We start from the raw sequence: 11,961 nt of genomic DNA, 5'->3' as shown, positions 1-11,961 counted from the left end.
TTAGTGTGGTACAAAGTCGTTGGCTTCGCTTTGCACTACAATCATCGCTTACTTTGCGCTTCTGCGAAGTGATTTTTCTACGTCTTATCCTCCCAAGTTCAACATGCCTACACAACGTCGCGATTTTCTCAAACAACTTGCTGGTGCCACAGCGTTTGGCGTCGCAAGCAGCGCAGGTGCTTCCCTACCAAGCAGCATCGCGCGGGCGCTCAGCATTCCGGCTACCAAAGGAACAGGCAGCCTGCAAGACGTCAAACATGTCGTCATTTTTATGCAAGAGAATCGCTCGTTCGATCACTACTTTGGCTGCCTACGTGGTGTGCGTGGCTTTGGGGATCCTCGTCCCAGCGTGCTGCGCAATGGCAAACCCGTGTGGTTCCAACCGATGGATAACGGACGCTATCAACTCCCATTTCCACTCAAGGGTTACGGCGATCTCAGCGAAGATCGTTCGCAGTGCCAACCGGCCGATTTGCCACATAATTGGAAATACAGTCAAAAAATGTGGGCGCACTATGATGTGTGGGTCAAAGAAAAAACTAGCATGAGTATGGGTTACCTGACCCGTAGCGATCTGCCGTTTTACTATGCCTTAGCCGATGCATTTACGATTGGCGATGCTTATCACGCCTCGGTGTTTGGTCCTACTGATCCGAATCGTTTGTTTCTCTTCAGCGGTACCAATGGCGTCTCGGTCGGTAGAGATGGACGCCATGCCTTATCGAATGTCGATGATGGCAATGAAACCGGCTCAATGTTACGTGACAAAGCTGGTTGGAAATCACCTTACACCTGGACCACGTATGCCGAGCGTTTAAGCGCCAATAAAGTCAGTTGGAAAGTCTATCAAGAGTACGACAACTTTGGCGACAATGCGTTGGCGTATTTCCCACAATTTCGCAATCTCAATCGCAATGATCCGGCACAAGAAGAACGCTATCAACGCGCTCGCGCCTATGCTGGTGAGACCACCGAATTGGATGAAAAAGGTCTGCCCCGCAATACCAACACAGCGGATGCGCAAGCACTGGTGGATCGTTTCGCAGCCGACGTTCGTTCTGGCAATTTGCCGTCGGTATCTTGGATCGTTGCCCCCACTAAATTCTGTGAACACCCTGAGAAAAATCCTCCAGGTTATGGCGAGTCACTGACCGCGCGCTTGCTCGACGTCCTGACCGAAGATCCTCAAGTGTGGTCACAAACGGTCTTCATTCTTTGCTATGACGAAGAAGGCGGCTTCTTTGATCACGTACTGCCGCCAGTACCACCCGCCAATCGGCACGACGGTTATAGCAGTGTCAGTACGGCGGGCGAGATCAGCAAGGGCGAAGCCTTTGGTCTCGGTGCGCGCCTCCCCTTTATCATTGCCTCACCATGGACGCGCGGTGGCTATGTCTGTTCCGATGTATTCGACCATACCTCGATCATCCAATTTCTCGAACAGCGCTTCGGTGTTCATGAGCCCAATATTTCTGCGTGGCGACGCACGATCTGTGGCAACTTATTGTCGATGTTCGATTTCAAACAACAAGATGCGAGCCGCCCTCAACAGCTTTTCATCACCCCGCACCAATACTATATCGAGCAAGCAAACCTCTCCTGCTCCGCAAAAAAAAGCACAGAGACACCACGCTTAGAACAATTAGTACGCACCGAAAATACTAGTGATGCGCCACCACGGCCTGCACGTGCGCTTGCGTATGCGATTGAGGTGAATGCCACGTTCATCCAGGCTCAAAGTGGTCAATACAATGATGCGGCGATTCAACTGAATTTGAAGAATCAGGGGCAGCGCGGTGCAGCCCTTACCGTCTTCGCGCAGAACCACAATGCAGGCCCTTGGTACTATAGTTTGGCGCCGAGTGATCAATGCAGTGATGTTTGGTCTTTAGTTGATTTTGGCAGCACAAAATATACGTTGCGGGTGCATGGCCCCAACGGTTTCTTGCGTCAATTCCAAGGACGCATCTCTACCAAATTAACTGTACAGACTCGGTATCAAAATCAACAGTTATCAATCATTTGCACTAACTTGGGCGAATCCGCCTTGAGCTTGCATCTACAAGACCTATTTTACGGCCACTCACCACAACACATCGTGCTCGAAGCACGTTCGTCCATCACCGTGGCGTGGCCTTGTAAAGACAGTGGCAATTGGTATGACGTCTTAGTGCAAGTAGCAGAAGACAAGAACTACGCCTGGCGTTGTGCGGGACATATCGAAAATGGGCACGACAGTATTAGTGATCCTGCCAACGGAAAAATCGAAGCCGCAAAGATCATTTCAGGATCGTAACCATCGGGGCGATGTTAGGAGATTGATTCTGCTTCAGCAGAGAGGTTCTCAAACTGTGCCGATGGGTCGATTCTTTCGAAGCTAATCCAGAAGTCGGTACCAGCTTGTACGGAACTCGTGAATCCGATTTTGCCTTCCATGAGCTCGACCATGGACTTGGTGATTTTCAAGCCCAGTCCACTGCCTTGTTTTTGACGGGTATCTGAATTATCAGCCTGGGCAAAGCTGTCAAACATGACCGCTTGAAAGTCCGATGGAATGCCAGGGCCATGATCAATCACGTGAATATGCCAATGAGCTTCATCTCCCATGAGTCTCAGAACGACTTTCTGATGGGGTTCAGAAAACTTCACCGCGTTGGACAGCAAATTACCGAGCACTTGATGCAGGCGTTCTTCGTCACCCCAGATAAAGGCGCCATCTTTTTCTAACTCAAGCTCAAAGCTGATGTAGCAACTCTGAGCATAAGCGGCGTTCGCTTCGAGCACTTGCGGAAGTAGATTCACCAGATCCAACACGCGCATCGACAATTTCATTTTGCCCGTACTGAGTTTTTCCATATCGAGTATGTCGTTCACCAGATTTGATAAGCGCTTACTGTTGCGATGCGCCACGCTAATCATCTGTAGAGCTTTCTCAGGCAATGCTCCCATCACGCCATTTTCCAATAGTGAAAGAGAGCCACGAATCGAAGTCAGTGGAGTTCGCAGTTCATGACTCACGATCGCGATAAATTCCGATTGCAAACGTTGGACTCGATTGCGCTCAGAAAGATCCAATACGAAGGCCACCCAATCACGCTCTTGTACGTCAACCATGGCAATTCCAACTAGCACTGGGATCACTCTGCCATCGGCGCAAATCAACTCTTTCTCGTAGGAGCTCGCGACGTGATCGAGTTGCAAAGAAGCGAGCGCTTCTTGATCACGTTCACGATAGATTTCCGGCGTAAGGTCAGCCCATGATAGAAGCTGCTGTTCTACTAGTTCTGCTGAAAATCCACTAAGCTTAAGGAATGCTTCATTGGCGCCATACAGACGTCCGTCTTGGCGCCCTTGGACGATTCCGATCAAACAGGCATTGATCACTTTACGCAAATGTGCCTCACTGCTCTCAAGCGCGTTAAGCAAAGTTTGATATTCGGTGACGTCGCGGACCGTGCCCTCTAAACTATGCTCACCGGTCGCTGGTTCAATCGAATTCCTCGCATCCGCGACGAAAAAACGCACATCGCCGAGAGGTTCGACCAAGCGAAACCCAATATGCAGGTCGTGCTGCTGTTCGATTGCTCGTCGCAAAGCCTGCTCAACACTTTCCCTATCGAGCGAGTGAACTCGCTCAAGAAAATTAGATGTAGTTAAATCTCCATCGACACAATGAATCGATAATAATCGACGTGCTGCATCAGAAAAACTAAACAAACCACGCTCAGGATCGAGGCTCCAACTCCCCATAGACGCCAAATTCTGCGCTTCACTCAGTTTTCGCCGCTGAGTTTGCAAGACCTGTTTGGTTACATTGCTTTCTAAGAAGTACAGAAGAATGAAAGCAACGATGATGATCACACAGCACCCGGCGACTGTGGAAATCATCAGAGTCCGGTCTTTCTCACTTTCTAGGACATCGATTTCGGAAAGTGATAAAGCGCTCATGACTTCCAAAGGTTTTTCGCTCAACTGAAAGCGTCCAAGTACTGACGGTGTTTGCTGGTTCCCGATCTGCTTCAAGCTGGGGAATCGTGGGTCGTGCCAAGCTTTTACATCGAGTAATGAAAACTCGTCTCGTCCGTACAAAGACTTGCGTTTTTCAGGCGGCAAATCGAACACTCGGCTGGCTTGATTCGCTTTCATCACTTGCTGCCCGTCCTGCGCCAAAATCACCACGCCATTTTCGTCGATCAGGAAAATGCCGCTCAGATCAATATGCTGCGCGAGCCGCGCGATATCTATTTTCGCCACCATCACCGCTACGATTCTTTCGCCATCAAATACGGGCGCGGAAAAGTAGAGCCCAGGCGTACGCGACGTTTTTCCAAGTGCAAATTGATAGCCTGATTCTCCATTGAGAGCAGCTTTAAAATAATGGCGCTCTGAATAATTGTTACCAATGAGTGACTCGGCCGACTGAAAATCACTCGCCGCGAGACAATCACCATTACGATCTAACACATAAGCAAAGTCAAAACTGAGGTGGTTGCGCGCGTTGTAAAGTGCCTGATTAATTTGGCGCCATGGATCTTTCGCATTTTGCTGTCGAATTCTCAGCTTGCGTTTTTCGGGGGGCTCTTGATCAATTGAAACTTGAACTGCACTGCGCACGCCCTCCAATACAAGAGCTTGATTCGCCAAAACATAGGGAATGCCTTGCATATTCCGCAAACTGCGCTGCAAATCAGCCACCACGCTTTGCGCGAGTGCATTCGCACGCTTTTGTTCAAGTTCTATGACCGTTGCCGCTCGCTTCTCGAAAGCAGCGTTCTCAAAACGATAAATGGAGAAAGACCACAGCAGACACAAGCACAAACCCAGCATCAACGCGTGACGTCGATACTGTTGAATTTTGGATCGTAAGTGCGATTCCTGCATACTCGAACGGTGAGATGGCGAATCCTAGCCAATGCTGGTTGGTCAATGTGGTCACGCCGTTTCTTGAGGTAAGGAATACTGCGCTCTCCGCAGAAACACAAAAATTTCCGTGACGCAATACAGTGTACGCCGATTTTTCATACACACCAGCGTCTCTTAAGCAAAAAACAAGGAAATAGCTCGAGAAAACAACGACTTACATTTAGGTCATCTTTTTACCTTGGGCAATCATCGTACGCTAGGTCACAGCTCAGGAACTCGAACTTTCCAAAATGAGTTCTGGCGCGATTTCACTACTGTCTTTTAAGGTTTGTAAGACGATATTCGATCGAATATCAAGTACGCCCGTAGTTTTGTAAAGACGCTCCAGAACAAACGAAGAGTAGTGCTTGAGGTTTCTGGCTCTCACCCGCAACAAATAGTTGGCGTCGCCGGTAATGATGTAAGTACCTACGACTTCCGGCCAACTCTGAATCGCCTTGGTGAAATTTTCGTGCCATTGTTCTACATCGCGCCGCATCGTCACTTGCACAAAGGCGTCGACCTCCAAGCCAATCACGGTTGGATCTAACACTGCGCGGTAATGGCTAATCATGCCACTCTCTTCAAGCATACGGACTCGGCGCAAACAAGACGAGGCCGACAAAAAAACTTTCTCTGCGAGATCTTGATTACTGATACGGCCATCAGCCTGGAGCAAGGTCAAAATTTTGAGATCGGTCTGGTCTAATTGCATACGAAATATTCAGTCAAAAATAAGTTTTGTTTTTCAATTTTATTCTACTTTTGCCGACAAACCCACCCCATTTTGCAAGGACACATCAGAAAATACGGCATAAAATGTCAGCTCATTTGAAGTGTTTTACTAAACTAATTGTTATCACTTTCCAATTCAGAGTCCGACTACCTATGACTGCCCTATCTCGTGAAGACTGTATCGCTCTTGACCAAGCCGACCCACTGGCCCCACTGCGCGAGGACTTTAGCCTCCCGCAAAACATGATCTATTTGGATGGTAACTCGCTTGGCGCACAACCTAAAGCATCACTATTGCGTGCTCAGCAGCTCATCACGCAAGAATGGGGACAAGATCTCATCACCAGTTGGAATAAAGCAGGATGGTTCGAAATGCCATCACGACTTGGCAATTTACTCGCGCCTCTCATCGGCGCTGAGCAAGGCGAAGTCGTGGTGACGGACTCCACCTCAATCAATCTTTTCAAAGCCATTGCAGCGGCGCTTCAAATTCAAGCGCAATCCACGGATCACGCAAATCGCCGCGTGATTGTGACTGAGCGTAGTAACTTCCCGACCGACATTTACATGGCCGAAGGCATTATGCGCTGGCTCGATCGTGGCTATCGTTTACAGTTAATCGACAGCCCTGAAGAACTTGAAACGGCGATCAATGACGATACCGCTTTGGTGATGCTCACTCACGTAAACTACCGCAGCGGGTATTTGCACGACATGGAAGCTGTCACAAAACTGACCCATCAACGTGGAGCCTTGTGTATTTGGGATCTTGCCCACTCAGCCGGCGCGGTTGAAGTTCAACTGAACCAAGCTCAAGCCGACTTTGCGGTCGGTTGTTGCTACAAGTACCTCAATGGTGGACCCGGTGCGCCGGCCTTTGTGTGGGTACCGCGCCGTCATCAGGAGCAATTTAACCATCCTTTAAGTGGATGGTGGGGACATGCTGCGCCATTCGCGATGGCACCGAGCTTCACTGCAACGGTTGGTATCCGTCGTGCGCTGTGCGGCACCCAACCGATAGTCTCTCTGGCTATGGTCGAATGTGGTCTGGCGACCTTCGGCAAGACCTCGATGAATAACATCCGCAAGAAATCTTTGGCATTAACCGATCTGTTTATTGCCCTCGTGGAAGCGCAATGCGCTCATCATCCGGTCAGCTTGGTGACACCGCGTGAGCATCAACGTCGAGGCAGCCAGGTCAGCTTCGCCCATCCTCATGCTTACGCCGTAGTGCAAGCCTTGATCGAACGTGGTGTGGTGGGAGATTATCGCGAACCATCGATCATGCGCTTTGGTTTTACACCGCTCTACACACGCTTCGTTGATGTATGGGATGCGGCTGAAATCCTGCGAGATATTTTAGATCGACAAGATTACCAAATCGACCTCAAGCGGAATGCAGTGACCTAAACACTCGTCAAAGTATTGAAAAACAAGATGCGCTCGTAGGCATCTTGCATTCGTCGAATCCCTAAAAAACGCCAACAACCATTGAGAACAATATGACCGACGCTTCCAATCAAGAACAGAAATGCCCGATGTCTTGGCACGGTGCCAAGATGGACTTCAGCCACGACATGAGTTACGGCGATTATCTCGGCTTGCAACAAATTCTCAGCGCACAACACCCGCTGTCTCCGAATCACAACGAAATGTTGTTCATCATTCAGCATCAGACCAGTGAATTGTGGATCAAGCTAATGCTGCACGAACTCCATGCCGTTCGTCAGCAAATTCAAGTTGGAGACCTTCCTCCTGCGTTCAAAATGCTGTCACGCGTTGCCCGCATCATGGACCAATTAGTGCACGCATGGGATGTACTCGCCACGATGACGCCGAGTGAATATACGGCGATACGTCCCTACTTAGGAAACTCATCCGGTTTTCAATCCCACCAATATCGCGAACTGGAATATTTGTTAGGGAACAAAAACGCCAACCTACTCAGCGTGCACGAGAGCAAAGCGGAGGTTCATGCAACATTGAACGCCGCATTGCACGCACCGTCCATTTACGACGAAGCCATCATGTACATGGCTCGCAATGGTTTCGAAATCGATGCAGAACGATTACAGCGCGATTGGACCAAATCTGTCAGCCCCAATGATTCGGTCAAAAAAGCCTGGCAGAAAATCTATCAAGCACCAGAACAACACTGGGCTTTCTACGAATTGGCTGAAAAGCTAGTTGATATGGAAACATCCTTCCGCATCTGGCGTTTCCGTCATGTCACTACAGTCGAACGCATCATCGGCTTCAAAACCGGTACTGGCGGCACAGCGGGAGTGAGTTATCTACGAAAAATGCTCGATGTTGTTTTATTCCCTGAACTGTTCTCAATTCGCACAGAACTTTGATCAGAGTTTTTAGTGCTGACGATATTCAAAACGGGTGAGTTCTCAAAGGCTCACCCGTTTTTTGCATTGCAATATACAAATCAATTTTGCTGCCACAAGGAAAATCTTTTGTGCCGATAGAGGCTCAAGCTAAGCCCTCAATTTATCGATTCCTCATGCGATATGTGGGTCAACGTGACTCGTTAAAGCTCCGCATGCAAAAACAAAAACGTAGTCAATTCGACAGTAAAACGTTGTAAAAATGACGCAATCAAACAACGTGAAAAATTTATTTTTTCAAGCGTGATGTTGCCTATAAAAAAATTTCCTCAAAACAACACTATTACAGTGCTGCAACTGTGGAACCGACTGCGCGGAGCCCACCGCACACCGTCAAACAAAATCACATTTTTTATCGCTTCCGTAGAATAAAATTTCCAAAAAAGTTCATGTTATCGAATAAAAGCCCGACACACCCCAGCATCGCACGCTCACGAACAGTATTCCCAAGGATCAATCATTAAAGCCCTCAATTGGTACTAAAGTGGCACTATTCTAAAAATACTTTTTTGACAATGTTTTGCAACATTTGCCAGCTTGACACTGCAGCGCCGCAAATGTTCTCATTCGGGGTGAATGTTTTTTCAGGGCAAATTCGATAACATTTTTTTACGTTCCAATGAATAGTTCGTTTACTTAAACAAATCCATTCATCGAAAGCGTAAAGAAAAAATCGAAGGTCTGGTTCCCACAAGGAAATGCATTTCCGGAAATGTTTTTAAGAAAATACAAGAACTTTTTTAAAAGCTAGTTTCGTTGTTAAATAACTGGAGGAAGTTAACATGGTAGAAAAGATCTTATCTCGCTCCGTTCGCATGATGTTTGTGAGCGGCGCTGTGATGGGTGTAGGCGTGGTTGCTCAACCAGCCTTCGCACAAGATGGTGCAGCACAACGTATTGAAATTACAGGTTCTTCGATCAAGCGTATCGCTGTCGAAGGCGCATTGCCTGTACAAACCTTATCTAAGGCTCAAATCGAACAGTCCGGCGCTACAACAGCTGCTGACTTGATCGCAACTTTGCCTTCTATGCAAGGTTTCGTGACTTCCTCTACATCGATTAACGGTGGCGGCGGTGGTACACAAACTGCATCTATCCACGGTATCGGTGACAACTACACTTTGGTTCTCTTGAATGGTCGCCGCGTTGCGCCTTTCACAACAGGCTCTACAGTTAACTTGGCAAGCATTCCTTTGTCAGCTGTTGAACGTGTTGAAATTTTGACTGACGGTGCTTCTGCATTGTACGGCTCTGACGCGATTGCGGGTGTTGTGAACTTCGTTTTGAAGAAAAACCAAAAAGACTTCAACGTTGAATTCACATACAGCACACCACAAGAATCTTCTAAAGGCAAAACAACAAACTTTGCTTTGTCCAAAGGTTTCGGTGACTTGAACAACGATGGCTACAATGTTTTGTTTGCATATAGCCACGACGAACAAGCTGAATTGAATGCATCTGACCGCGAATTCTCTCGCTTGGGTGGTGTAACACCATTCAACGAAGGCGGCAAAGCATACACAATGTACATGTTGAGTAGTAACTCCATCCCAGGTAACGTTAACCTGACTGGCGGCACAATTGCTAACTTCAACCCATACTTCGCTAACAACGGTACTTGCCCAGCAGAAAACACATTCAACGTCGGTCGTCGTTGCTTGTTCAACTACGGCGCAACTGTACAATTGTTGCCAGAATTGAAGCGCGACAGCTTCTTGACGAACATTAACGTCAACATCAATGATGACTTGCGTTTCTTCGCAGAAGGCATGTTCACAAAATTCACAAGCACAGCACGTTTTGCTGCACCAGCACAACCATTGGGTATCGACCTCAATAGCTCCTTGTGGAAAAACACAATTGCTCCGGCTTTGACAAAAATCGGTGGTAATCCAGCTGCTGTAACACGCGCAACAATGACTTTGCGCTTGGTTGATGCAGGTGGTCGTACCGACGGTTGGGCAACAGAATCCCGTCACTTAGCGACAGGCTTCGAAGGCTCTTTCAAAGGTTGGGACTACAACGCGTCTTACATCTTCTCTGAAAACAAAGCAATCGATAACGCTGTTGCAGGTTACACGTCTGGCGAAAAACTCGATGCATTGATCAAATCTGGTGCGTGGAATCCATTCTTGCCACCAAGCGCATCGACTAAAGCAGCCTTAGCTCCAGCCGTGTTGAAACAAGTGTTGGATACATCCACATCGCAAATCAATGTTTTGAATTTGCGCGCTTCACGTGAGTTGTTCAAGATGGCTGGCGGCAGCTCTAGCCTCGGTTTGGGCGTAGACACAATGAAGCAAACTTTTGTGGACAATCCAAGCGCGATCGCAATGGGTCCAAACAGCTTGCAACCAAACTGGACTGACACTAACGTTGGTGGTGGTACAGGTGCATTGCCGATTGACAGCTCACGCAATAGCTGGGGTGCGTTCGGTGAGTTGTACATGCCAATTGCTAAGAACTTCGAAACAACATTCGCAGCACGTTACGACAGTTACGATGCAGTTAAGAATGCGAAAAACTTCGATGTTGACGGTAATTTGATCGCTCCTGCGGTTCAAGGTACAAAACAAAGCTCTGCAACTTACAAGTTGTCTGGCGCATTCCGCCCAACTGACACAACATTGTTGCGTGCATCTTATGGTACAGGCTTCAAAGCTCCATCCATGAGCGCGATCACATTGCCAGTTGTGAACGGTGGTTCTTCTAACTTCTTCCCATGCCCAATCACATCTGGCCCATTGTTGCCATTGTGCACAGGCACAGCTGAATACAACCTCTTGACTGGCGGTAACTCCAGCACTGGTGCGGCTGCGTTGAAACCAGAAAAATCCACACAATGGACTATGGGTTTCCGTATCGAACCAACAGCAAACGTATCCGTTGGTTTCGACTTCTGGAATGTTGAGTTGAAAGATCAGATCAAGACTTTGTCCCAATCTGAAGTCTTCTTGAACCCAGCTAAGTACGCTTCCTTGTTCTCTGCTTACTACGATCCAATCCAAAAGCAAAACGTTTTGGCTGCGACTTTGTTGCCATTCAACTTGGCAAGCGCGAAATTCCAAGGTATCGACTGGGATCACTCTTACCGTATGAATACATCTAACGGTAAAGTAACTTTCAACTGGACAGGTACTTACATGTTGAAAGCTGACTTGGATTCCGGCATCAAAGGTGACGCGATCGAAGAAAGCGTTGGCAAGTTCAACAAATACAATGACGTAACATTCCGCGTAATCTCTCGTTTGGCAGCAACATGGAAACCATCTGAGCGTTATACACATACAGCAACCTTGGGCTATCACTCTAGCTACAAAGATTCTGTGATCACAGAAGACGATGGCGCAATCCGTGTACGTAATGCTGACGGCACACCAGGTGACTACGTTGGTTTGACACGTAAAGTTAATGCTTACTACACAGTTGATTTGCAATCTAAAATCAACTTCAGCAAAAACTTGACGTTGACAGCTGGTATCAAGAACTTGTTCAACCAAGATCCACCATTCTCTCAACGTATTGAAGGTGGTGGTAACCAATTGGGTTACGACGGTCGTTACACAGACCCACTCGGTCGTCAGTTCTACGTTGTTGGCAACTTGAAGTTCTAATCAATTCTAAATTGTTAGAACCAAGCTAAAAACAACATACTTTACTGAGTATGCTGTGCAAGCAAAAAGCCCTAGGGAAACCTAGGGCTTTTTTTTATGCTCTTTTTCGTACTTCGTCTTGTGTATTTTTCGTGACTTCCTCGGTTCGCTGTACAGCACGCCGCTTCCGAATATTGTTTCCGAAAGCGGAACTCTCTCCAAACTTTTCTTGTCTGAGTTCATCTAAGTCTATGTAAAAACGAGCTACACTGCATGATGATTCGAGCAGCTGTAACCCGACCAGCCATCACGGCAAAATGAAAAAAACTCATCCA

6 protein-coding genes are annotated in these 11,961 nt (G+C 47.7%); 4 read left to right on the top strand and 2 right to left on the bottom strand.

Features of this window, described 5'->3' with window-relative positions; genetic code table 11:
• The first annotated feature begins 103 nt into the window (after nt 1-103).
• Complete coding sequence (locus RF679_RS04315) at nt 104-2,296, top strand: phosphocholine-specific phospholipase C (protein ID WP_309482988.1); 2,193 nt, start codon at nt 104-106, stop codon at nt 2,294-2,296.
• A 14-nt stretch (nt 2,297-2,310) separates the two neighbouring features.
• Here the strand turns inward: RF679_RS04315 and RF679_RS04310 are convergent, their stop codons facing one another.
• Nucleotides 2,311-4,881, bottom strand: coding sequence for an ATP-binding protein (locus RF679_RS04310; RefSeq protein ID WP_309482987.1), 2,571 nt, complete (start codon nt 4,879-4,881; stop codon nt 2,311-2,313).
• A 250-nt stretch (nt 4,882-5,131) separates the two neighbouring features.
• Entirely contained in the window at nt 5,132-5,617 is a 486-nt protein-coding gene (locus RF679_RS04305) for an Lrp/AsnC family transcriptional regulator (protein ID WP_309482986.1), read from the bottom strand.
• A gap of 173 nt (nt 5,618-5,790) precedes the next feature.
• Here RF679_RS04305 and kynU point away from each other — a divergent pair, with 173 nt between their 5' ends.
• The 3 genes from kynU (at nt 5,791) to RF679_RS04290 (ending at nt 11,647) form a co-directional block, all read left to right on the top strand.
• Nucleotides 5,791-7,047 carry a kynureninase gene (gene kynU, locus RF679_RS04300; protein WP_309482985.1) on the top strand — a complete coding sequence of 419 codons (1,257 nt, stop codon included), beginning with the start codon at nt 5,791-5,793 and terminating at the stop codon, nt 7,045-7,047.
• A gap of 92 nt (nt 7,048-7,139) precedes the next feature.
• Nucleotides 7,140-7,994 carry a tryptophan 2,3-dioxygenase gene (kynA, locus tag RF679_RS04295; RefSeq protein WP_309482984.1) on the top strand — a complete coding sequence of 285 codons (855 nt, stop codon included), beginning with the start codon at nt 7,140-7,142 and terminating at the stop codon, nt 7,992-7,994.
• A gap of 821 nt (nt 7,995-8,815) precedes the next feature.
• Nucleotides 8,816-11,647: a TonB-dependent receptor domain-containing protein gene (locus RF679_RS04290; RefSeq protein ID WP_309482983.1), complete on the top strand. Its 2,832-nt coding sequence runs from the start codon at nt 8,816-8,818 to the stop codon at nt 11,645-11,647.
• The last annotated feature ends 314 nt before the right edge of the window (nt 11,648-11,961 follow it).

Source organism: Undibacterium cyanobacteriorum (genome assembly GCF_031326225.1).
Classification (GTDB): domain Bacteria; phylum Pseudomonadota; class Gammaproteobacteria; order Burkholderiales; family Burkholderiaceae_D; genus Undibacterium; species Undibacterium cyanobacteriorum.
This window is presented reverse-complemented; position numbering and strand designations above follow the sequence as displayed.